Genomic DNA, 23,274 nt, shown 5'->3' with positions numbered 1-23,274 from the left:
CACCGGCGATGGACCGTGATCTGCTCAAAACGCAGAGCGAAAGTCACCCCGGAAACCCTCAATCAAAGCGCCAAAAAACTAAAATCATCAGACAAGCGCATCAACAAACAGTTCTTCGATCCCTCCATCCGCCAGCCACTGGCTACGCTCTCTGTCTGACAACACGCCTTATGCCCTAGTTTGATGCTGAGGGTGTTTAACAGATCTTTATTGTTACTCTGTGAAACTATTGTGATTTCATGAACCATTCCGAAGCACGGTCAGAGAAACGAAATCGGGTCGATATCAACATCGATCCTGGCACTTCCCTTGGGTTTGATGTCTTTCAGCCAGTCCCGCAAAATCGGCTGAACAGCAATTCCGCGCATGGTCCGCAGCAATAATCGCCTCCGATGCCTTCCACGCAGTACAGCCAGAGGCGCAGGCGCAGGGCCCAGAACCTGAACACCCTCCCGCTCTGGTGCGGCAAACGCGATTTCCTTTGCCAGCGCATCCGCCGCATCGGCTGTCGCCGCACTGACAATCAGCGCCGCCAGACGCCCATAAGGCGGCCAGAAAGACGGACGTCTCTGCTCCGCTTCCTGCTCCATGAAGGTCTGGAAATCATTCGAGACGAGCGCCGTCATGACCGGATGCTCGCCCACATAGCTCTGAAGCAGCACACGGCCGGGACGTTCCGCACGACCCGCACGCCCCGCGACCTGATGCAGAAGCTGAACGGTGCGTTCCGCTGCTCTAAGATCACCGCCGCCCAGCCCCAGATCGGCATCCACCACACCTACGAGCGTCAGCTTGGGGAAATGCCAGCCTTTAGCGACGATCTGCGTTCCGATGATGAGATTGACCTCGCCATCCGTGATCTTCCGCACAGCCTCCGCTGTTGCGGCCGGAGACCCAAGCGTGTCTGAAGACATGACAAGAATCTTCGCCTCCGGAAAACGCAGTTTTGCTTCTTCCGTAATGCGCTCGATCCCCGGCCCGATCGGCACCAGAGAATGTTCAGCATGGCATTGCGGACAGTCTGACGGAATGCTCTCGGTATGACCGCAGTGATGGCAGGTCAGGATACCGCGCGCCCGATGTTCCACCAGCCAGGTGGAACAGTTAGGACACTGCATCCGATGCCCGCAGGCGCGACAGAGCGTCAGGGGCGCGTAGCCACGGCGATTGAGGAACAGCATCGCCTGCTCCCCATTCTTCAGCGTTTCATCAATGGCGGTGCAGAGCACCGGAGACAGAAACAATCCCCGTTCCGGCGGGTCAGACCGCATATCGACCAGAGACACGTCCGGCATTGTCGCGCCACCATGCCGGGCAGTCAGAAGCTCATGGTGATAACGACCACCTTCGACGTTCGCCAACGTCTCCAATGACGGCGTGGCAGAAACAAGAATGGCGGGAGCATTGGCGAGGCGGGCACGGACCACAGCCATGTCCCGCCCATGATACATGACGCCCTCTTCCTGCTTGAAAGCACTTTCATGCTCCTCGTCCACCACGACAAGGCCCAGATTTTCAAACGGCAGGAACAGGGCTGACCGTGCGCCAACCACAACGCGTGCCGTGCCATCAGCAACAGCACGCCATGTTTCACGCCGACGCTTGGCCCCGAGATCGGAGTGCCAGACAGCCGGTTCCGCACCAAAGCGACGGATAAACCGATCAGTCCACTGCGCTGACAGGGCGATTTCCGGCAACAGGACCAGAACCTGCTTTCCTTGAGCCAGACAGGCCGCCACAGCCTCAAAATACACTTCCGTCTTGCCAGACCCTGTCACGCCCTCAAGCAGGGTCACGTCAAAGCGCTGCTCTTCCACCGGACGGCAAAGCTGCTGTGCAACCTCTGCCTGCTCGTCAGAAAGACGCGGCGCGCCATGGCTTGGGTCAGGTGTCGCGAAAGGTGCCGCCACCGAAATCACGGCCTCCCGCAACAGACCAGCCGTCGCAAGCCCTCTGATAACGGCGGAACTGGCTCCGCTGGCCGCCGCAAGATCGGATGTCGTCATCGCCGTGCTGGATGCCACATCGAGAACAGCGCGACGTGCTGGCGTCACACGCAGACCATCTTCGGGCTGCTCAGTCCGAACCCAACCAAGAGCAGGTTTGGGTGCATCTTTCAGGTGAATCCGGGTCGCCATAGCCAGAACCTGCCCCGGCGGCGTCAGCGTATAGGCTGCCACCCAGTCGATGAACCGCCGCAGGCTGCCCGGCAAAGGACGTACATCAAGCTTTTCGACCACGGGACGCAGGCGGGACAGTGGAACTTCACGTGCCGGTGCTGTCGCGAAATCAGCCGGAACCGTGGTGGTTGTGTCCCAGACGCATCCAACAGTCTCCCGTTTTCCCAACGGAACCGTAACCAGATCACCCGGCTGAAGCGGTATGGGGGCCAGATAGTCCAGCGGCCCCGGAAAAGGCAGCGGAACGAGCACCGAAACGCGCGTTCCGGTGGGGGGTGGCTTTCGCCAGAGGTCAGGCTTGGGTAGGCTGCTGGATGCCATGCCTGTGTCTAACCTCCCTGAGCCCGAAATGCCATGATGGCCCATGACGCATTGCGCGACTGGACCGAATGGCTGACCCATGAACGGCGCTCCAGCCTGCGAACAGTCGAGGCTTACCGGCACGATATTGTTCTGGCACTGGCCTTTTTCGAGCAGCACCTTAGCGGGGACGTTGATCTGACATCCCTCGCCAAACTGTCTCTGGCCGATTTGCGCGCCTGGCTGGCCCATGAAACCGCTCGCAGCGAAAAACCTACACGCCGCGCCACGAACGCAGACTCCCGCGCCCGATCCAGAGCCCGTCGCGTATCGGCCTTGCGGTCGTTTTACCGATATCTGGCCGTCCGGTTCGATATATCAAATCCCGCTCCCGGACTTCTGGCCACACCGCGCCTGAAAAAACGTCTTCCCCGCCCCCTTGGGCAGGAACAGGCTCTCGCCGCTCCCGAAGGCATTTCCGACGACGCCTACACCAGCGCCGCTGCCCTCAGGGACAAAGCCCTTTTCACGCTGCTTTACGGCACCGGATTACGCATTGGCGAAGCCCTCGCACTGGACGTGCGGGATCTTTCAAACGCGGGCGAAAATATGCTTCGGGTTGTCGGTAAGGGTGGGAAAGAACGCCTCGTTCCTCTTCTCCCCGCCGTGCGCGAGACATTGGAGACCTGGAAAGCCGCCCATCCATCCCCCTCCCCCGATGCTCCCTTATTCTGCGGCACGCGCGGGGGGCGCCTGAACCCCGGCGTCGCCCAACGCGCCATGCGGGAATGGCGAAAAGGCGAAGGTCTGCCGGATTCCGCTACCCCCCATGCGCTGCGCCACTCCTTTGCAACCCATCTGATGGAAGGCGGCGCAGATTTGCGTGCCATTCAGGAACTCATGGGTCACGCCAGCCTTTCCACCACCCAGGCCTATACGCTGGCGGACGAAAAGCACCTGCTGGACGTCTGGCGCAAGGCACATCCACGGGCGGAGCAGAAATGAAACGACTGATCGGGAGCTTTCTGACATCCCTTCTGGCGGTAACCGGATATGCGAATGCCGGAACCTGTCGCATGACCCAGGCCACGGTCCTCCCCCTTCGTAATGATGGCGGTTATCTGAGTGTTCCTGTTCAGATCAACGGCCAGGCAGCCTCCATGATCGTGGATACAGGCTCACAGGGAAGCCTGATGACGCCTGAAGGAATCAGGACACTTCGCCTACCGCAGGACCAGAACCGCCATACCGTCATGCAGGGGCCAAATGGGGCTCCCCGACTGGTCCCGAACAGCCGCATCGCCGATCTGCGTCTTGGCAAACTCGCACTGGGAGCTGGCTCCATGCCCGTAGGGTCTCTCCCCGGCTCCCCCATGATCCGCCCACCCATTCTGGGACTTTTGGGAGCAGACGTTCTGGACGGATACGATCTGGAATTCGATGTGCCACATCAGCAGCTCATCTTCTGGAAAATCCTGCCCAGTTCCTCAGACTGCCAGCTTGCGCCATCATGGAAAGGCAAATGGAACACCGTGCCTGCCCGCGTCATGGACGGCCGCATGATGGTCACGTTCACCCTGGATGGCGCCCACGGCACCGCCCTGCTGGATAGCGGTGCACGCTCACATATTATCAGTACGGATTTCGCTTATCGGCTGGGTCTAACGGACGAACTTCTGGCTCTCGATCCCGGCGGAACGACAGCCGGAGTGGATCTACATGAACGCCGCTATCACTGGCACCGCTTCAAACGCTTTTCCATGGGAGGTACGGTCTGGGAAAACCCGGTTCTGACCGTAGCCCCCGTCCACGATCAAGCAGATATGCTTCTGGGATCAGACTGGTTCGCCAAGCATGATATCTGGCTGTCTTATTCCACGGGTCAGGTTTTCATTCGTTAGATTCTGCAAAAATTCCCTGCTTTCATCCGTTCTTTACGGGATGGTGTGAAGACCCACCAATCCAGAACTTCTCCTGTTCGAGCCTGATGGATGGTCGCGGCAAAAACGTCATATACGCAGGGATCATGCCTCTGCCCGGTGAGCGCACACAGTTTCACATAAAGATCATCTGCTTCACACGCAGCCAGTTGCGCTGTCGATGTTACTCCGAGAACAGCAAAATCAGCCAATGCTGCCTTACCGACATTCTTCAGTTTCGCAAGATCGCTCATCCTTAGGCTCCTCTTCAGGCAACCATGCTCTCACTGACACCTTAATGTCCTAGCAACAAAAGGACATCATTCATGGCACTTCACGGGTTATCACGTTTCACGGGTCGGAAAGTCCTTGTAACAGGGGCAGCATCCGGGATTGGGCACGCAACCGCTCTCCGCTTTCTGGAAGAAGGGGCACATGTTCTTCTGGTTGATCGGGACGAAGACAAACTGAATGATGTCATGACGTCTCTTGACCCGGCAAAAGCGACGGCTTCCCTAACTGATATTTCCCAACCCAAACAGGTTGAAGCACTTCTCACCTTCACACAACAAAACTTCGGAACGCTGGACGTTCTGGTGAATAATGCTGGCGTCACAACAATGGGGACTGTGCTGGATGGCGATCTGTCCGCCTGGGAGACGGTCTGCGCCACAACATTGACCGGCACCCTGAATGTCAGCCGGACCTTCCTGCCACTCCTCATCAAAAGCAAAGGCAATATCGTCAATACGGCTTCTGTTTCCGGTATGCGCGGCGACTGGAATACAGCCTATTATGACGTGGCCAAAGGCGGCGTCGTGAACCTGACCCGCGTTCTCGCCATGGATCATGGTAAAGATGGCGTCCGTATCAATGCCATTTGCCCATCCGTAACCCGGACCGCCATGACAGCAGAGGCTGTGAAAGACGCCGCTTTTGTTAAAAGTGTTGAGGACCGGATTCCTCTGCAACGTCTGGGCGAGCCGGAAGACATGGCCGCAGCCATCACCTTTCTTGCCAGCGATGATGCTGCCTACATTACGGGCCTCATCATGCCGGTTGATGGGGGCGTGACCGCATCAAACGGGCAACCTCCCTTTCCTATGAACTAACTTACTCCACGTCTCCGCGCTTGTTCTGCACGGAGACGTTGCCTGAATGCGTTGAGAAAAAATGGAGATTCCTGCCTTTGGGCAGCGGCGGCTGGTCATTTGAGAGCGTAAAATACATTCTGTTTTCACGCAGGTTCCAGAGAACAATCTTGTTCTCGAAAAACGGCAGTCCCAGGCTGCCAATCCGAACATCGTCCTGAAAAAGAACCTTCTCGTCTTCAATGGAAAGACCGCCCATTGTCATATTCCTGACCGTCGCCACCTGCCCCACACTCATGAAGCCGTCATAATGCGTGAATTTTTTCTGCTCACCCAATCCTGAGAGACTGTCTTTCAGAGAGGAAATCCAGGCGGATGGAAACGTCGTGTACGTCAGGTCAGGATTAAAGCTGACACGCCTTTTCCTACCGCCAATCCGTACATGAACTGTAAAATCATCTTCCAGATACAGAGAGCGGCTCTCTTCCCCAAGGAAAGTGTCTATTGCGCCCTTACAGGCAGCGTCGCGGCTGAACTCAAGATAAGCAAACTTCCGCTTGGGAATGTCTATCAAAACAGAAAGACGGGAAAGCGCGGCCCGCCCCAATACACCAACAATCGGCCTGCCATCCACGCTTTGTGCTGTTGGCCGCTCCAGCAAAACAGCATCCACATCTTTGAGCGCTACACCGTCCAGAACAAGCTCAGAAATTTTGGAGTGATAAGCCCGTTCCTGATAGGTCCCGTTGATAATGACCCTCGCATCTTCATCGGCCTGCGGAAACCGGACGTCCCCAGAGTTGCGAATGTAAATATAATCAAATGCGGGACTGACATACATTGCAGCCGGTTTGCCATTGATGGTCACGGGAATCAGCGGCGCATCGCCTTGCCCTCCCAGAAGAGGCAAAAGAATCGGCGCAGTCACACACTCGACAGAATTTTCAGCCTGCGCGGTTTCAATGAACAGCCCTGAGGACACAAGAAGAGCAAGAATCAGTTTCTTCATATTCTGTGGCCTTCCGGGCAACACACTCAGTATTTCCAATACGTCATCAGCTCAGGGACCATCTGTCCCCTTAGTCTTTTTTGCTGATGTCTTTCTCCGTTATAATCACCCTGCGACAGCAGACTGAATATTGAACGAAACAGAGCGACCCTCATAAAAAAAGCCTCCAATCCAGATCAGGATCGAAGGCTTTCAAACATATCAAAGCTCAGAAGACTTATTCGCCCTTGAGACGGCTATTGCACTGGGACCAGTATCCGCCGCCCTTCTGGATCCACTTAAGGTTCCCGTTCTTCCCCGTTGCCTTGTTGGCATTGTACTGCGCCACACAGGTCTTCATGCGGGCCTTGCCAGGTGTCAGGCTGGAGAACTGAGAAGATACCGCCGCTGGGAACACCACATTCCCAGACGTAACCGGCACAGTCTTGGATTCAATCGGAGCCTTGGTCCCCGCAACAGAAGAGTCAGGCGGGTTCGCCTTGCCTGTCGTAACAGGCACCGTCGTCGTGGGAGCCGTGGCCGCAGAAGCCGGAGCGGCAGCCTCAGGCGTTGCATCCGGTGTTTCCGTACCACAGCTTGCAGCCTTGAAAGCCTTGTAGCTTTGGCCATTCAGCGTACCGCCCTTCTTGGCGGCCTGGAAAGCAGCGTGACATTCCTTGGCCGTCATCGCGTGAGCAGGAACAGTAGCGAGCCCGGCCGCCAGAACGGTGGCGAGGGTTAGGCGGGACAGCAAACGGTTGGAAACCATGAAAAAACATCCTTGTCTGTCAACCGGAAGGTCGTAGCCTCCCGGCCCGGAAACGCCAGTGACTACGCTCAGTTGATACGCTCACCATGCATGGTCATGTCGAGGCCTTCAAGTTCCTCTTCTGCAGAAACGCGCAGCCCCATGACGCGATCCAGAATCTTCAGAATCACGAACGTCATGATAACACACCAGACAATCGTCACGCAGACCGCTTCGGCCTGCGCCAGAAGTTGCGACAGACCTCCAACCGTTCCCGTCGGGTTGGCATCCGTCGCAGAGAGCGGACCGTAAGCGAGCAAACCCGTCAACAAAGCACCAATAATGCCACCGGTTCCATGCACGCCAAAGGCATCAAGGCTGTCATCATAGCCCAGCGCGTGTTTGAGCCATGTCGCACTCCAGAAGCAGACCGCACCCGCGATCAGACCGATCACAACGGCACCACCCGGAAGAACGAACCCAGCAGCCGGCGTAATCGCGACCAGACCAGCCACAACACCGGAAATGATACCCAGAGCTGTTGGCTTTCCGGTACGTGCCCATTCCACGACCATCCACGCCACGCCACCTGCAGCCGCGGCAAGCTGCGTCGTCAGCATGGCCATGCCCGCACGGCCATTAGCCCCCAAAGCAGACCCGGCATTGAAGCCAAACCAGCCAACCCAAAGCAGAGAGGCACCAATAATGGCGTAGGTCAGATTGAACGGAGACATGTCATCCGTACCAACGCCACGCCGCTTGCCCAGAACATACGCACAGACTAGGCCCGCCACACCGGAGTTGATGTGAACGACTGTACCGCCAGCAAAATCCACGGCCCCCAGACCAGCAACCCAGCCGGTTGGGCTCCAGACCCAGTGAGCCACAGGGGCGTAAACCACAAGCAGCCAGAGAATGGTGAAAACACACATGGACGAGAACTTCATGCGTTCCGCGTAAGCGCCTGTAATCAGCGCTGGCGTGATGACGGCAAACGTCATCTGGAACATCATGTAGACGCTCTCAGGAATCGTCATCGGCACAGCGGCCGCAGTCCCAGCGCCCAATGTAAACGCAGAATCTACACCATTATGGAAGTTCGCAGCCACACCGTTCAGGAGGGCCCGGGACAGATCACCAATCCATGGCGTACCATTCGAGAAAGCAAGACTGTAACCCGCCACCATCCAGACGAGGCTGGCAATGCAGCAGATGGCGAAAGACTGGATCAGCGTGGCAAGAACGTTCTTCTTGCGCACCATACCGCCATAGAACAACGCCAGCCCCGGAACGGTCATCATCAGCACAAGCGCCGTACTAACCAGCATCCAGGACGTGTCACCCGTATCAATGGCAGCCGGAGCATCCGCAGCCATGGCAGAAGCAGGCAGCAGAGCCGCCGCTGCCATGAGTGAAAGACAGGAGCTCTTCATCACAGAGCGCCCTCCCCGGTCTCTCCCGTGCGGATACGGATAAGCTGATCCAGGTTGGAGACCATGATCTTGCCATCACCGATCTTCCCTGTGCGAGCAGCCGTCATGATCGCCTCAATGACGTCTTCCACGACAGAATCCGATACTGCGATTTCGATCTTGAGCTTCGGCAGGAAACTGACGTGGTATTCGGCCCCACGATAAATTTCCGTCTGACCTTTCTGACGGCCAAAGCCTTTGACTTCTGTGACGGTCAAACCTTGCACGCCCAGCGGCGTCAACGCCTCCCGGACATCGTCAAGCTTGAAGGGTTTGATAATGGCGGTGACGAGCTTCACGAACGGCATATCCTCGTTGGGTATCAGCAGACTGACGGGCAGTATGGCCCAGATTGTACCAGTTCAACAACAATATACGAAACAGCCCAGAGACACCGGGAAACCGGCACCTCCGGGCATTTCTGCTCCGTCTGGGTCTGAAGAAAAATCAGAACGTTGCGTTGATACGGCCGTAGTAATAGCCACCAGCGATGCCGATGCCGGAAGAATCCGTGTCGTAAATGTTCGCACCCAGATAGTTGAGATACTTACTCAGACGGCGAGGACGCTGGTTGAAAATATTGTTGGCACCAACCGCAAAATGCCATGTGTGATTAAGTCGGTATCCAACCTCAAGATCTGTCAGCCAGACCGGCGTATTCTTGAACTGCCCCCAGCAAACATTGGAATACTGAAGGCTCTGCCCCTTGCAGGTGAGACTTGCAGGCGTCTGATCCTGATACGTCAGCATGGAGGTCGTCTCGCCGTAACGGGTCTGGCGGACGTTCACATCCCACTGACCAATGGTCCAGTACGCGTTCAGAATGATCTTGCTACGCGGAGAGGTGGACGTCAGATACGCAACACTCTGTTCGTTCAGGTATGGATTGCCCTGTGAGTTTGTATTGATGTGGCTGACGCGTGTGCGGTTCAGGTTGAGCGCCATCGTCAGATCAAGATTTCCATACCGATGCATATGCAGCAGATAGTCGGACTGGATATCGAGACCCTGCGTTCGCGTACTGCCTACATTGGCGAAGTAGTTGGCAGACACGTCAGCGGACGTAATATCTGTTGGCAGCGTCGCACCCGTCATGGCGATCGCCGAGATCGCCGTATCACCGTAAATGGAGCCTGCACCGGAAATGCGGTCACGGATGTTGATCTGGTAGACATCCGCAGAAATATGCCAGCCATCTACCGGCTCAAGAATGATACCGCCTTCTGCACTTGTAGACCGCTCGGGCTTCAGTTTCTGTGCACCCAGTGCGCGTCCTGCCGCACCTGAAGTCGACAGAAGGCCAGAAGCACCCGTTGGAGACACATTCAAAGCACTGAAGTTTTCTTCCGGCAGGGTCGGCGCGCGGAAACCGTTGCTGATCGTAGCACGGACAGCAATACGCTTCGTGATGTCATAGCGCGTGGAAATCTTGCCGTTCTCAGTGTTGCCAACGTCGGTGTAATGCTCAAACCGGCCAGCAAAATCGAGATCCCAGTGCTTCAAAGGATGGAAATCACCATCCAGATAGGCCGCCCAGACATCACGGCTCCATTTACCTGAGTTTTCAGGCATCAGGCCCGCATATCCCTGCGTTCCGCCCTGTGTGTAAGACGCGATTTCGCCGGGCCAGATCTGATAAGTTTCAAGACGATGCTCGCCACCGAAAGCCACAGTCACAGGAACGAGGTTCGCAATCTTCAACTGACGGCGGAAATCAAGATTGTTCGTCCACTGCGACAGACGATAGGTTTCAGCACGAACCGTCGTCGGAGACGTACCCGTCTCCTTAATCAGATTCGGGTTGGCCGTATTCTTGTTCCCGATATCGTCCTCATCCGCGCCATACGTGGAGCTCAGATCCCAGGAGAACCCGAGAAAATTGTCACCCTTCAGACCCAGCGTGGCGGCGTAATCGTTCTCTTCAATGGTTTCGAGCGGCGAGAACCCATAGGGATACAGTGTCGGCGCCACAGACGGCATACGGTAGTTTTCGTAAGCTTCGGAATGACGATGGGCGTAGGTAATGAGGCCATAGCCCTTCACGCCTTCCGTCAGCGTCTTGCCGAATTCAATGCTGAGATTCTCGCGGGTTTCTTCCGGCGTGCTCAGGATCTTGTTGGAGTTATGCGGAACCGTATAGCCCTTGTATTCCGAGTTCCCAGGCACCGTCCGCACGTCTGTCGTGTTCGGAACCATATGATCGGTATGATAGACCTGCCCGCTCAGGTGAACGTAGCCGTCCCCGAGAAAACCGAAGCCGCCATCCGCGCCAAGCTGATACTGCCAGCCATCACCATTATAGGCATTCGCGCCCGTCTGAGCCGTCATGTTCAGCCCGTGCGGCGTTTTCTTAAGGATGATGTTCACAACACCCGCGATTGCGTCCGAGCCATACATGGCAGCAGCGCCATCACGCAAAATCTCGATATGATCGATTGCCGAAGCCGGGATCATGTTCAGATCAACCGGCGTTGACCCCTGCTGCGGACCTGCATCAGCATAAATATTGGCCGTCGTATGACGACGCTTGCCATCCACGAGAACCAGAACTTCATTCGGGTTCAGACCACGCATCCGGATCGAGGACGTGAGTGCGCCTGCATCACTTCCCATGGCGTTGACTGTAATGGATGGGTCGGTACGAACGATGGCGTCCGCCAGGTTCATCTGGCCGGAACGGCGCAGCGTTGCCGCTGTAAGAACACTGATCGGGCTCGTGGAATCCCGTGCCCGGCGATTAAAAGCATGCGTTCCCGTCACGATCATCTGTTCGTTGCTGTTGCTATCAACCGCATGAGAGCGACGCGGTGTTACAGCAGCCTGACGAACGGCTGTTTTCTTCCCGGTGGTTTTGACCGTTCCCTTCGCAGGCGTCGTGGCCTTGGTCGACTTGTGCACGGCAGCAGAGGCCTGGTGTACTGGATGCGAAATCGTAACGATGGTGGTAGCGAGAAGAAGTGACTTGAGGCGCATTCAGGCTGTCCTAATCAGATCCGGTGTTCAGTTCAGATTAGGAACGTTTTTAAATGTGTCTACGGTTATTTCTTTCCCGAAACTATATCACAGCGTTTCTAGTGCACAAATGTCACACCGACAGGCTTACAAACGTAATTATTAAATCCTCCTGTGTGACATTATGAAATTTTAGGGAACAACAGGCATTTTCATATCCGGGCCGCGATATTTGGTGTCACCGGGTCGATTGACTGGAGGTGCCATGAGACTTTCCGGCCACGGCATGTCAGACGGAGAGTCAGAAACGACAGCCGTACGGCCACGCGGAAGACATTCTGGCAGTTCGACCTGAATCCGCCGCAACATGCGCTCGCGGATATCGCAGGACAGATTCCACATGCGCCCAGCGTCTGCTGCCCCTGCAATCATACGAATGGAAATGACCTGCGCATTACTGTCTGCGATCTGACATGCAATGGAAGAGCGATCCTTATCCCAGTCTGGGCACTGCTCGATTTCTTCCATGAACATCTGCCGGAGCTTATCCATCGGCGTCCGATAATCCAGCCACAGAAAGATGGAGCCAATCAGAGACTGTGAACTGTGTGTCCAGTTCTGGAACGGGTTCTCCAGAAAATAGGAAATCGGCACAATGTAGCGGCGTCGATCCCATGTTCTCAGCACCACATAAGTCGCATTGATTTCCTCAACCCAGGCCCAGTCTCCATTCAGAATCAGCATATCCTCCATACGGATCGGCTGCGTCATGGCAATCTGAATGCCAGCAATCAGGTTCGACAGGGCAGGCCGCGCAGACAGACCAACGATCAGCGAGGCCGCCCCAGCAGAAGCAAAAAGCGACACCCCAAACTTCTGAACGGAATGAAACACCATCAAAGAGGTAGCGACGGTCAACACCCCAAAAGTAATTTCAATCAGACGCCGAAGAACACGGATCTGCGTCTGATGAGACCGTACCGTAATGTCATCCACATTCTCTTTTGCGCTGATACGGTTGAGATACTGATCCGTCACCAGCCTGAAAGCCCGGATAATCCCGAACCCCAGATTCATGATAAACAGGCAGGCCAACGTATGCGCCAGAAAAGTTTCTGTCTTGGGAGAAAAACCTTCCGTGGCTGGTAAAGCCGCACTCGCTGCAATGATCATCAGAAAATAACTGATATTCAGCCGCAACCTGTTGATGATGGCATGAATGAACTGGATTTTCCGCAGCCCCGGCAGTCGTGGCAATGCGCCGGTAATGAGGCGACTTAGCAGAAGCGCAATCAGTGCGGCCGCGCAGAGCAGCAGAATGGAACCAAGCGGGTCAGGCAGCCAGTCAAACTGGTGACGGAGAGTGGACATCGAATCCACGTAATTCTGTCTGAACATGATTCTCCCTAGGCAGTCATGAGCCGTTCCCCCTCAGGGCACGCAGGGACGGTATCCTGAACGAATGAAACGCTATTTCCGGGTGTTCCGCAGCAAATCCGCCGAAGAACATTCGGCTATAACCTCGTGGGCCCGGAAGCGTTCCCGAAATAGGACGCCACTCATTTTCACTATATTATTTTGTGACTATTTTCCCTTCCACGATCCTTGTTGCCAAAAAGAGACACCGTACACACCCTTTTCAAAGCGGCTTGAAATCCAAACATAAAGAAAGGCAGATTTGGCAAAAATCCTGAATTTATAAGAAGTTTTTAGTTTTATGTCGCAACAATATTTAAACACCGATCCATGTTGATGTTTTATTTTATTGACGTAAGATTTGCGTAATTTCTAAAATTTACGATCCAGAGAAGTTTTATGGCGATCAACTCTCCTGTTTTGTCCTCCGTGCTGTCATTCGCCCTTCTTATGTCCGGCACCTCCGCCACAGCGTGGGCCGCGACACAGGATGAACCCTCCAAGACGAACAACAAGTCCCTTAACACCTCCCGCCACCACACGCAGAAATCGCGCCATACATCTTCCGGATCCGTGAAAGACGGAGGGGATGAAAACCTCACGGTGCGCGGCCATACCCACACCGTGAATGGGGGTGCACTGGGGACCAAGCGCGTTCTGGATACACCGTTTTCAATCAGAACCGTTACCGCAGCAGAGCTTCAGGAACGGCAAGTCAAATCCCTCGCCCGCGTCTTTTCGCAGGACGCATCCGTCATTTCAAACGGCGACACGTATTCGTTCAATGCCTATTCCGTCACGGTCCGCGGCGTACCGCTTGACGACTATAACGGCTACAAGATCAACGGCACGCCCTTCTTCATGACGACCGTGGAGCTACCGCTTGAATCCTTCGAGGCAGTACAGCTTCTCAAGGGGGCTTCCGGTTTCATGTATGGTTTCAATGCACCAGGCGGCATCATCGACTTCCAAACCAAGAAGCCAACTGACACCCGCACGTTTTCCTTTGACGCAGGCTATAGTTCAGGCGCTGTAGGCAGCCAGCACATTGACACAGGAGGTCGCCTCTTCCGGAACGACATCGTCGGATACCGCCTCAACCTCACGCATGAAAACGGCGAAACCTACAGCGGCTCTCACGTCACCCGGTTCTCAGGATCCCTGTCCACGGATGTACGCCTGGCTCCTAACCTTCTGTGGACTGCCGATGCCATTTATCAGGACCGCCAAGTCCGAGGCGGCGTACAGGACTTCTTTATTGATGACCCGTCTGCCTATGGCAGCAACCGCCTGCCCAATGCCATCAGCGGCCACAAAAATCTGACCGCCTCTCCTGCCAGTATGTTCACATCCCACACACTGTTCGTTTCCACGGGACTACACTGGGACATCACGAAAAACTGGACCGCACGCATCGATTACAGCCACAGCATGGATTACCGCCGCTATCGCGGGGAGTGGATGTCTCTGCAAAACCAGGCCGGCGACTACAACACCTACATGAGCACCAATCCCGGAAGCTGGGCGCAGTACGATCAGGTACAGGCCATTCTGGAAGGGAAGTTTAGAACGGGCTTTATCCGACATGACTTTACCATGGGCGCCGCATGGCAGGGCTTGAGCAAATATCTGCCCTATGATTCCGACTACGTTGATATCGGAGGACAAAACCTCTACGCGCCCGTCATCAGCCGTTCCTACAGCGGAAGCTGGAACACAGCGACTTACAACAATTACCGCTCCGATCAGGTTGGTCTTTTCGGAAGCGACACTCTGACCTTTGACAAACACTGGTCGTTGCTGGCGGGCATTCGCTTCACGGATTTCCACCAACTGACCTGGAAGGCTTCAGGCGCAAAAACCGCCCTGCGCACCACCCCTCTCACCCCGACAGCCGCGCTGATGTTCCATCCGTGGAAAGACACCACCATTTACGCCAGCTACGTTCAGGCACTGGAAAACGGTGGAACCGTCGGCGATACCTATAAAAACGCACGTGAAACTCTTCCGCCAATCCGTTCAGATCAGGTGGAAGTCGGTGCAAAAGTGGCCCGTGCCACTTGGGACCTGACAGGCGCGCTCTATCGCATCACACGGGGCGCGCAATACGCAAACGCTGACAACGTATACGTCTCGAATGGTACCGTCACATATCAGGGCGCAGAACTCAGCGGCCATGTGGATCTGCCGTTTGGCATTACTCTCACGGACAGTCTTGGCGCTGAAGGCGGGAAATACAGCAAGGCGGATGCGACCATCAAAGGGAACAAGATCGAGGGCATTCCGCTGTTCCAGAACGTGTTCCAGCTGACAGACCGTATCCCCGGCGTACCGGGTCTCTCAGCCACGGCGGAAGTTCACTATACCGCCTCCATGTGGGGCGATAGCTCCAATACCTACCACGTCCCAAGCTATACTCTGCTCAACCTGCGAGCCAGCTATCGCACCAACATCGGGCGCCACAAAGTGACCCTGCGTGCTGAACTCGATAACGCCACGAACCTTCATTACTGGGGCTTTCTGGCATCCGATTACTTCTTTGTCGGCACGCCAAGAGCTGTTTTCCTGAACGCACGCTTCGATCTCTGATCTCCGCAAGCACTCCCTTCCCTCTTCCGCTCCCAACCTCACAGGAGTAGGACAGGGGGCAGGGAGATGAGCACAATGAAAAAGACACATTACGACCTGTGCATTAACGGAGCCGGACCGGTTGGAGCGACGCTCGCATGCCGTCTGGCCGCAGAGGGCGTAAGTGTTCTGCTGATTGACCGTGCCCCTCTCCCTGGCATGGAAGACCCTTCGCTGGACGGTCGCGCCTACGCCATCGCGGAAGGCTCACGTCAGATGCTTGAAGCGGCTGGCATCTGGGACAATCTGCCCGGCGTCTCCCAGCCTATCCGTGAAATCCGCGTGTCTGATGGCCGCCCTCATGAAGCCGCCTCTCCGCTCTTCCTGCATTTCGGCGTGGAAGATGCGCCAGAAGGCATGAATTTCGGCTGGATGGTCGAAGCCCGTGATCTGCGTGTCGCCATCAATCAGACGCTGGGACAGTATGAAACGCTGGATGTGCGTGCGCCCGATACCGGCACATTCACCTTCCATCCGGATCACGTCTCCATCCGTCTAGCCTCTGGCTCCACCGTTACGGCGAAACTTGCCATCGCCGCAGAAGGTCGCCGTTCACCCCTGCGCGAACAGGCCCGCATTGGCCTGACGAAAATTCCCTATCATCAGTACGGAATCGTCGCGACGATCGCGCACGAAAAGCCGCATGACGGCGTGGCTCTGGAACACTTTCTGCCAGAAGGCCCGTTCGCCCGCCTGCCCATGCCCGGCACACCGGAACACCCACACCGCTCCGCTATCGTCTGGGCAGAAGGCGAAGGCCGTGCACAGCGTTTCCATAGCCTCCCGCATGACGTCTTTGCACGGGAAATCAAGGCTCGCATGGGCGACGAGGACCTTGGCGCGATTACCCCTATCGGACGCCGCTGGATCTACCCCCTCTCCGCACAATACGCCCAGACCTATATCGCGCCGCGTCTGGCCCTCGTTGGAGATGCTGCACACGGTATTCACCCGATTGCCGGTCAGGGCCTGAACATCGGATTCCGGGACGTTATTGCCCTTGCCGATCTGTTAATCGAAGCTCACAGCCATCGTGCTGATCCGGGCAGTCACGACCTTCTGACGCGCTATCAGCGCCGGACACGCCCTGGCAATATGGCCATGCTGGCTGCGACCGACATTCTTGAGCGCCTGTTCGGAAACGACAATCCAATCCTGCGGCGCGTGCGCGATCTGGGCATTGCAGGTGTCCATCGTTTTCCTCGTCTGAGACAGGCCTTTGTCCGTCGGGCGATGGGCGTATGAGCAGCACCCTTGACCTTCTACAGCTCTGGCGCGACATGCAGTCTCAGGCTTGCAGTTGCCATGACCCGCTGATCCAGGATGTTTTTGCGACCAATATCGGGGATCATGCTGATTTCAGTTCAGCATTGGCCTCCCTTCTTGGGACAAAACTGGCAGACCGCTCAATTTCAGCCACGGCCCTCACACGCCTTGTTGCCTCCATCCTCCAGGAAGTTCCCGAAATCGCGGAAGCGGCTGCCGAAGACATTCTGGCCATCCGGGACCGGGACCCTGCCTGCCCGGACCTCGTCACACCATTCCTATTCTTCAAGGGGTGGCAGGCTCTCCAGGCTCATCGGATCGCACATTATCTCTGGCAGCAGAACCGCCGACATCTGGCCTATCATGTCCAGAGCCGAATCAATGAACTGTTCTCAATCGACATTCATCCCGCCGCTCAACTGGGGCGCCGTCTGAGCATCGATCATGGAACAGGCATTGTCATCGGTGAAACCTGCATCATCGAAGATGACGTCTCCCTGTTTCAGGGTGTCACCCTTGGCGGGACCGGAAAACTGAGTGGAAACCGGCACCCGATTGTCCGCCGAGGAGCCATGATTGGTTCGGGCGCCAAAGTTCTGGGCCGGCTCATCATTGGCGAGAACGCGCGCGTCGGAGCCGCTTCAGTGGTTCTGGAAGATATTCCCGCCAATGCCACAGCTGTCGGAAACCCCGCGCGCATTCTCGTAACACTGAAAACTGCCGTCTCCGCAAACCCTGTCCATCCAGCCTCCTGACACAGGCAGCAGGCTGGACTCCTGCCTGCACGTCGATATTGTTTCTGTATGAAACAAGATTGTTTCTATGATTAACGTTTTTAATTACCAAGAAACAGAAAGTATAGTTTTGTTTTAGTTTGATGATATTTATGCAACAGCGTGATTAAAGGGCATCTGTTCCAGATATTTCCGGATAGACAAAGTTCTGGGACAAAAACATTACTTGGGGGATCTCAGAAATATAGTCTGACTGTGAGCCCACATGATTCTTCATCGACGCAGGGAGCTGCTTCTGTGCGCTTCCGTTCTCAGCATGGGACTGGACGCGACCGCATCCGCGAACGCACAGACCGCCACGAGCACGCATCACCGTGCGTCCTCTCATCGCACATCCTCACACGCCAAAACGGCTGCTAAAACAACAGCAGCAACACAGGCTCCCGTTGGTACGACGGCATCCGTTGCTTCCACCCCCGCAACACCAACTTTGAGCGCTCAGGTTAATCGTCGTCGTGCGGTTGCTTCTATTGATGCGGGCCGCTCTGAAAGCGTCGTTGTAACAGGGTCGGCCCTGAGCACGTCCAACAACCAGAACGCTAATCCGGTCCAGATCGTTACGAGCAAGCAGATCGAACAGACAGGCGCCACGACACTTGGCGATTATCTGCAACGTCTGCCCTCCATCGGATCGTCCGGAACAACGAACAGCCAGACCAACGGAACGGGCGGCGCCTCCTGCACCGACATCCGTAACCTTGGTCAGAACCGCGTTCTGGTTCTCGTTGATGGCAAGCGCGCCGCCATCAACGGTAACAACAGCTGCTTCGACATGAACACGATCAATGTTCATCAGATCGCCAGCGTTGAAATCCTCAAGGATGGTGGCTCCGAGCTTTATGGTGCCGATGCCGTTTCGGGCGTTATCAACATCAAGCTCAAGCACAACCTGAGCGATGGCAACATCACGGTTCGTGGTGGCATCACAGATGTTGGTGACGGCCAGACAGGTATGATCTCCGGCTACAAGGGCTGGAACTTCGATCATGGCAGAGGCAACGTAACCGTTACCGGTTCGTACATGACGCAAAGCGGGATCAAGCAGAGCAGCCGCTCCTGGGCCAATCCGGTACAGGCCAATGACCCAGCCAGTGCTTCCAGCGTCACCTATGGTTCAAGCATTCCAACCGCAGGACGTTTCATCACGGATAGCGGAGATTATATCGCAACAGGAACAGGCGGCGTCCGCAACTTCACCAAATCTGATCGTTACAACTACGGCAATGACCAGAATCTGACGAACTCCCTGACAAATGCGACGCTCGGTTTCGATGCCCATTACGACATCAACGAGCATTTTACCCCTTATCTGAATTTCAATTACAGCCATCGCAACTCGTCAACAACGATGGCCCCGATGCCGGTTTCCGGCAGCATCTATCCGTCCACGCTCCCAACGACGCTTTATATCCCCGCTGATTATCCCGGAAACCCAACGGGCGAAGACGCAGTCATGTATAAGCGCATGTCTGAGTGGGGAAACCGTCGCAGCGAAACGGCATCTGATACCTATACCGGCATCGCAGGCGTCAAGGGTGCAATCACCCATGGCTGGAACTACGACCTGTCCTACACTTACGGCTGGAACCAGGTTATGTCCCAGACGTCCGGTGTTGGTAATTATGCTAAACTGCTTCAGACCTATGGTCTGGAACAGGTCGAACCCGGCAATGCGGACAGCGCACTGGTCTATAACCCGTCCGTCTGCAATGCTTCCGCAGGCTGTGTCCTTTCTAGCCCGTTCACGAAGCTCTCCTCCGCTGCGGCTGCCTATTCCAATTACACCGCACATGACCATTACTATTACCAGTTGCGTGACCTGAACCTGCGCATCAACAACAACCATGTCGCTCACATGCCGTGGAACCATGGGGGTGATCTTGGTATCGCCCTGGGTATGGAACATCGCGGTGAACAGCTTGCCTACCACCCGGATGCCCTCGTTGAATCCGGCCAGACGCTGACGAACTCCGCGTCCTACACCGGCGGCGGCTTCAACGTTACGGAAGGCTACCTCGAAGGCAAGGCAACGCTGCTGCACAATGCATTCCTCGCCAAGGATCTGACCGTTGACGCACAGGGTCGCTACTCGGCCTACAACACGTTCGGCAGCGCAAAGAACTGGAAAGTCTCCATCAACTGGGCACCGATCCAGGACATCCGCTTCCGTGCAACACTCGGAACATCTTATCGTCAGCCGAACGTTTATGAACTGTATGGCGGTCAGTCTCTCGGCTACGCATCCGCAACAGACCCCTGTGATTCCGTACAGGCAGCCTCCTATGGCGCCAAATCTGCAACGGTTGCTGCAACCTGCGCCAAGCAGGGCATCAATTCATCATCCTTCACGTCAGCCTATTCCGGCCAGACGCCGACGCTTTACGGCGGCAACTCCAAGCTGAAACCGGAAACGGGTCGCACCTACACAATCGGCACCGTCATCACGCCACGCTGGATTCCGGGCCTGTCCGCTTCCGTGGAATACTGGCACTACACGCTCAAGAACATGATCTCGTACCTGAGCAGCCAGTACATCATGGATCAGTGCTACACCGGTGCGAACACCAACTATTGCAGTGCGATCACACGCGTTGCCAGCACAGGTCAGATCAACTCCGTCACGTCGACCTATGCCAATATCGGCGGTCTGAAAACGAGCGGTATCGACTTTGATCTGGACTACCGCATCCGCGTCACAACTCGTGACGTTCTGACCCTGTCCAACAACTTCCAGCAGTTGGTCAGCTACCTGCAACAGAACGAAGTGGGTGGCCAGTGGTACAACTATGCCGGTCGGATGTTCTACCAGAGCGGCACCGGAAACCCGCGCGTACGTGATTATGCCACAATCGGCTGGCAGCACGGCCCTGTCGGTATCACCTATATGATGAACTATACCGGCGGCATGGTCTGGAACGATGGCACGACCGATCTGACACGCGCCAACGGTTACGGCCGCACGAAAACACCGGGCATTTTCTCCCATGACGTGACGGTCACGTATCGCTGGAAAACCTGGAACTTCCAGGGCGGGGTAAACAACCTCTTCGACAAGAAGCCCCCTTTTGTTGCCAGCAGCACCGACAACAGTGCAGCCGCGCTTTACGGCAGCCTCTATATGGGCCGTTACGTCTTCCTTCAGGCAGGCGTGAACTTCTGATCCTCCGGATCAACAGAAAGGGGGCGGTCCTTGCGGATCGCCCCCTTTTTTGTTCGTGTTGCCGAAAATCTTACTTGTTCGAGAACTTGAAGATCGTCGTGTAATCGAAGGTCTGGCCCGGCTTCAGCTCTGTCGTCGGGAAAGACGGATGGTTCGGGCTGTCGGGATAGTGCTCAGCCTCGAACGCAACCGCATCGGTCTGACGATAAGCCCGGCCGGAAATGCCAGCATATCCACCATCCAGCGAGTTGGACGTGTAGACCTGAAGACCTGGCTGGTTCGTCAGGATTTCCATGCTGCGGCCAGAGCGGGGATCGTAAACCTTGCCCGCAAGACGCGGAGCCTGACCGTAAGCGCCGTTAACAACCCAGTTCATGTCATAGCCGCGGGCATACATCATCTGCTGATCGTTGCTGCGCAGACGGTCCCCAATGGCGGTAGGCTTGCTGAAGTCCAGCGGTGTTCCTGCCACGGGAACGATCTGCCCGGTCGGGAGGGATGTGCTGTCCGTCGGCGTGAAGCTGTCCGCATTCAGCTGAAGAATTTCCGGCTCGATGCTGCCCGAACCTTCGCCATTCAGATTCCAGTAGCTGTGGTTCGTCAGGTTCAGAACTGTCGGCGCATCAGTTGTGGCGACATAATGCAGAGCCAGCGCATCGTCATCGCCCAGAGTGTAGGTAATGTGCGTCGTCAGAGCGCCAGGAAAGCCCTGATCGCCGTTGGGGCTGACCAGCTTGAGGGTCACATACGCGCCAGAGCCGTTGGTCCCGGTCTTTTCAAGCGTCCAGACATTCTTGTCGAAACCCTTCTTGCCACCGTGCAGGGCATTCGGGCCGGCGGTGATATCCGTATGATAGATCTTGCCCTCAACCGGGAAGCTGCCACCTGCCAGACGGTTGGCGTAACGGCCGATCATGGCCCCAAAGAACAGGCCACCCTTGGCACTATCGACCGTGTAGCCCTTCAGGTCACCAAACCCGAGAACAACATCCTGAACATGCCCGTTGCGATCCGGCGTCTCAACGGACTGGATGATGCCACCATAGGTAATGACACGAACGGTGACGTTATGATCGTTCTTCAGCGTCACAATACGAACGGCCTTGCCGTCCGCAGTTGTGCCCCAGGGCTGTGAACTGACAGCCGGGTGAGCCTGCGCCACACCGAAGGACAGTCCAACAAGAGCAGCAGTGGCGAAAAGAGGGGCTTTGAGAGAAGTGGAAATAGACACCGAAAAACTCCGTGGTGTTGAGTTGGCGCCACACTGCTCTCAAAATATTTCAATCGTCAAAGTGCCCGGAGTGTCCTTCAGACTTCTGGATCGTTAAAGGATCACGTTCGTTCCCTGTGTCATAATTTGGAGACATAGAGGGGTGCGGGCTAGCCCAGTATAGGCTATGACTACCGCCTTCCGCAGTTTTCCGCGACGGACGGCTCATGGCTCTGCTAGCGGCATGATAATTGAATGGGAACGGATTTGGAAAATTTCCGTTTTCAGATGAAGTCTTTGTGAGCACGCCCGCGGAGTGGGGTTTTTGAGGAATGGTTATGGACTCTCGGCAGGACAGAATCGGTAAGAAGGCGACGCGCTCGCGTCGTAGCAGAGCCATCGCAGGCGTGTTGGCACTGCTGACGCTGGGGGCCTGTGGCTCCCTGCGCAATCCGCCGCCGAAAGATCCGGACGACCTTGCCGACTACAAGGCTGCCAACGATCCCTACGAACCGTTGAACCGGAAGATGTATAACGTCCAGATGTGGGCCTACCACGTCGCACTGCGCCCTGTGGCCAAGGCCTGGGTCTGGGCCGTGCCGAAGCCGGTGCGTCACAGCATTTCCAATATCAATGAAACCTGGCGCGAGCCTGCCGTGTTCTTCTCCGATGTCGGGGCTGGAAAGCCACGGCGCGCAGGCGACTCGTTCATGCGCTTTACGATCAACATGAGTGCAGGTGTGGCCGGGTTCTTCGATGTTGCCAGTCTGGTGGGATACAAACAGCATGAAACGGATCCAGGCATGACCATGGGAACATGGGGCGTGCCGAGCGGGCCATATCTTTTCATTCCGTTCGTAGGCCCCAGCAACTTCCGCGATGGCGCAGGTTACGCGATCGGTCAGGCTCTAACCCCGATCAACTATGTGCCAAGAGGGTACGGGCTGCTGACATTCAACTGGGCTTATAATATTCTGGGCACGGTTGATGGCTTTGCCAACAGTGTGGATCAGATCGATCATCTGGAGCAGGACAGCCTTGATCCGTACTCTTACGTCCGCAGTGCATGGCAGCAGAACCGCCAGAGCCAGATTGACGCCATGCAGAACGATCACCGCGCCACCACCCCAGACTGGTACAACTGAGGACA

General features: G+C 56.0%; 17 protein-coding genes. 8 read left to right on the top strand and 9 right to left on the bottom strand.

Annotation, left to right across the window (positions count from 1 at the left end; all coding sequences use genetic code 11):
* Positions 1-260 precede the first annotated feature (260 nt).
* Positions 261-2,501 (bottom strand): primosomal protein N', encoded by a 2,241-nt coding sequence (locus tag J4P41_RS08625; RefSeq protein WP_426066782.1) that lies wholly within the window; start codon positions 2,499-2,501, stop codon positions 261-263.
* Between the two features lie 33 nt (positions 2,502-2,534).
* Between J4P41_RS08625 and J4P41_RS08620 the strand changes: the two genes are divergently transcribed.
* Positions 2,535-3,485: a tyrosine recombinase XerC gene (locus tag J4P41_RS08620; protein ID WP_426066781.1), complete on the top strand. Its 951-nt coding sequence runs from the start codon at positions 2,535-2,537 to the stop codon at positions 3,483-3,485.
* Positions 3,482-4,381, top strand: a complete 900-nt coding sequence (locus J4P41_RS08615) for a retroviral-like aspartic protease family protein (RefSeq protein WP_426066780.1) — start codon at positions 3,482-3,484, stop codon at positions 4,379-4,381. Before J4P41_RS08620 ends, J4P41_RS08615 begins: the two co-directional genes overlap by 4 nt.
* Here the strand turns inward: J4P41_RS08615 and J4P41_RS08610 are convergent.
* Positions 4,378-4,653, bottom strand: coding sequence for a helix-hairpin-helix domain-containing protein (locus J4P41_RS08610; RefSeq protein WP_426066779.1), 276 nt, complete (start codon positions 4,651-4,653; stop codon positions 4,378-4,380). The two genes, J4P41_RS08615 and J4P41_RS08610, sit on opposite strands and share 4 nt — an antisense overlap.
* 72 nt (positions 4,654-4,725) lie before the next feature.
* On the opposite strand from J4P41_RS08610, the gene J4P41_RS08605 reads away from it, so the two are divergent.
* Positions 4,726-5,511 carry an SDR family NAD(P)-dependent oxidoreductase gene (locus J4P41_RS08605; protein WP_426066778.1) on the top strand — a complete coding sequence of 262 codons (786 nt, stop codon included), beginning with the start codon at positions 4,726-4,728 and terminating at the stop codon, positions 5,509-5,511.
* A 1-nt stretch (position 5,512) separates the two neighbouring features.
* Here J4P41_RS08605 and J4P41_RS08600 read toward each other — a convergent pair whose 3' ends face one another.
* The 6 genes from J4P41_RS08600 to J4P41_RS08575 form a co-directional block, all read right to left on the bottom strand.
* Entirely contained in the window at positions 5,513-6,499 is a 987-nt protein-coding gene (locus J4P41_RS08600; protein ID WP_426066777.1) for a hypothetical protein, read from the bottom strand.
* A 217-nt stretch (positions 6,500-6,716) separates the two neighbouring features.
* Entirely contained in the window at positions 6,717-7,247 is a 531-nt protein-coding gene (locus J4P41_RS08595) for a hypothetical protein (protein WP_426066776.1), read from the bottom strand.
* Positions 7,248-7,315: 68 nt separating this feature from the next.
* Positions 7,316-8,659: an ammonium transporter gene (locus tag J4P41_RS08590; protein ID WP_426066775.1), complete on the bottom strand. Its 1,344-nt coding sequence runs from the start codon at positions 8,657-8,659 to the stop codon at positions 7,316-7,318.
* Positions 8,659-8,997, bottom strand: a complete 339-nt coding sequence (locus J4P41_RS08585) for a P-II family nitrogen regulator (RefSeq protein WP_010504156.1) — start codon at positions 8,995-8,997, stop codon at positions 8,659-8,661. The genes J4P41_RS08590 and J4P41_RS08585 overlap by 1 nt, the downstream gene beginning before the upstream one ends.
* Before the next feature lie 148 nt (positions 8,998-9,145).
* Complete coding sequence (locus J4P41_RS08580; RefSeq protein ID WP_426066774.1) at positions 9,146-11,671, bottom strand: TonB-dependent receptor plug domain-containing protein; 2,526 nt, start codon at positions 11,669-11,671, stop codon at positions 9,146-9,148.
* A gap of 171 nt (positions 11,672-11,842) precedes the next feature.
* Positions 11,843-13,021 (bottom strand): mechanosensitive ion channel family protein, encoded by a 1,179-nt coding sequence (locus J4P41_RS08575; RefSeq protein WP_426066773.1) that lies wholly within the window; start codon positions 13,019-13,021, stop codon positions 11,843-11,845.
* Between the two features lie 444 nt (positions 13,022-13,465).
* On the opposite strand from J4P41_RS08575, the gene J4P41_RS08570 reads away from it, so the two are divergent.
* The 4 genes from J4P41_RS08570 (at position 13,466) to J4P41_RS08555 (ending at position 20,914) form a co-directional block, all read left to right on the top strand.
* Positions 13,466-15,655, top strand: a complete 2,190-nt coding sequence (locus tag J4P41_RS08570; protein ID WP_211568112.1) for a TonB-dependent siderophore receptor — start codon at positions 13,466-13,468, stop codon at positions 15,653-15,655.
* 66 nt (positions 15,656-15,721) lie between these two features.
* On the top strand, positions 15,722-16,939 hold the full coding sequence (locus J4P41_RS08565; protein ID WP_426066772.1) for a UbiH/UbiF/VisC/COQ6 family ubiquinone biosynthesis hydroxylase: 1,218 nt from the start codon (positions 15,722-15,724) through the stop codon (positions 16,937-16,939).
* Complete coding sequence (gene cysE, locus J4P41_RS08560; protein WP_426066771.1) at positions 16,936-17,715, top strand: serine O-acetyltransferase; 780 nt, start codon at positions 16,936-16,938, stop codon at positions 17,713-17,715. The genes J4P41_RS08565 and cysE overlap by 4 nt, the downstream gene beginning before the upstream one ends.
* A 244-nt stretch (positions 17,716-17,959) precedes the next feature.
* Complete coding sequence (locus J4P41_RS08555; protein ID WP_426066770.1) at positions 17,960-20,914, top strand: TonB-dependent receptor domain-containing protein; 2,955 nt, start codon at positions 17,960-17,962, stop codon at positions 20,912-20,914.
* A 70-nt stretch (positions 20,915-20,984) separates the two neighbouring features.
* On the opposite strand, the gene J4P41_RS08550 is transcribed toward J4P41_RS08555, so the two are convergent.
* On the bottom strand, positions 20,985-22,145 hold the full coding sequence (locus tag J4P41_RS08550; RefSeq protein ID WP_426066769.1) for an aldose epimerase family protein: 1,161 nt from the start codon (positions 22,143-22,145) through the stop codon (positions 20,985-20,987).
* A 317-nt stretch (positions 22,146-22,462) separates the two neighbouring features.
* Between J4P41_RS08550 and J4P41_RS08545 the strand changes: the two genes are divergently transcribed.
* Positions 22,463-23,269, top strand: a complete 807-nt coding sequence (locus J4P41_RS08545) for an MlaA family lipoprotein (protein WP_062502813.1) — start codon at positions 22,463-22,465, stop codon at positions 23,267-23,269.
* Positions 23,270-23,274: the final 5 nt, after the last annotated feature.

The organism is Gluconobacter sp. NFX36 (genome assembly GCF_049887835.1).
GTDB lineage: Bacteria > Pseudomonadota > Alphaproteobacteria > Acetobacterales > Acetobacteraceae > Gluconobacter > Gluconobacter japonicus_A.
This window is presented reverse-complemented; position numbering and strand designations above follow the sequence as displayed.

Bases quoted from the DNA above. Each gene is read 5' to 3' on its own strand.
- J4P41_RS08620 (WP_426066781.1), top strand. From the start codon at position 2,535: ATGATGGCCCATGACGCATTGCGCGACTGGACCGAATGGCTGACCCAT.
- J4P41_RS08595 (WP_426066776.1), bottom strand. From the start codon at position 7,247: ATGGTTTCCAACCGTTTGCTGTCCCGCCTAACCCTCGCCACCGTTCTG.
- J4P41_RS08565 (WP_426066772.1), top strand. From the start codon at position 15,722: ATGAGCACAATGAAAAAGACACATTACGACCTGTGCATTAACGGAGCC.
- J4P41_RS08545 (WP_062502813.1), top strand. From the start codon at position 22,463: ATGGACTCTCGGCAGGACAGAATCGGTAAGAAGGCGACGCGCTCGCGT.
- J4P41_RS08590 (WP_426066775.1), bottom strand. From the start codon at position 8,659: ATGAAGAGCTCCTGTCTTTCACTCATGGCAGCGGCGGCTCTGCTGCCT.
- cysE (WP_426066771.1), top strand. From the start codon at position 16,936: ATGAGCAGCACCCTTGACCTTCTACAGCTCTGGCGCGACATGCAGTCT.
- J4P41_RS08625 (WP_426066782.1), bottom strand. From the start codon at position 2,501: ATGGCATCCAGCAGCCTACCCAAGCCTGACCTCTGGCGAAAGCCACCC.
- J4P41_RS08600 (WP_426066777.1), bottom strand. From the start codon at position 6,499: ATGAAGAAACTGATTCTTGCTCTTCTTGTGTCCTCAGGGCTGTTCATT.
- J4P41_RS08615 (WP_426066780.1), top strand. From the start codon at position 3,482: ATGAAACGACTGATCGGGAGCTTTCTGACATCCCTTCTGGCGGTAACC.
- J4P41_RS08610 (WP_426066779.1), bottom strand. From the start codon at position 4,653: ATGAGCGATCTTGCGAAACTGAAGAATGTCGGTAAGGCAGCATTGGCT.
- J4P41_RS08575 (WP_426066773.1), bottom strand. From the start codon at position 13,021: ATGTCCACTCTCCGTCACCAGTTTGACTGGCTGCCTGACCCGCTTGGT.
- J4P41_RS08605 (WP_426066778.1), top strand. From the start codon at position 4,726: ATGGCACTTCACGGGTTATCACGTTTCACGGGTCGGAAAGTCCTTGTA.
- J4P41_RS08570 (WP_211568112.1), top strand. From the start codon at position 13,466: ATGGCGATCAACTCTCCTGTTTTGTCCTCCGTGCTGTCATTCGCCCTT.
- J4P41_RS08580 (WP_426066774.1), bottom strand. From the start codon at position 11,671: ATGCGCCTCAAGTCACTTCTTCTCGCTACCACCATCGTTACGATTTCG.
- J4P41_RS08555 (WP_426066770.1), top strand. From the start codon at position 17,960: ATGATTCTTCATCGACGCAGGGAGCTGCTTCTGTGCGCTTCCGTTCTC.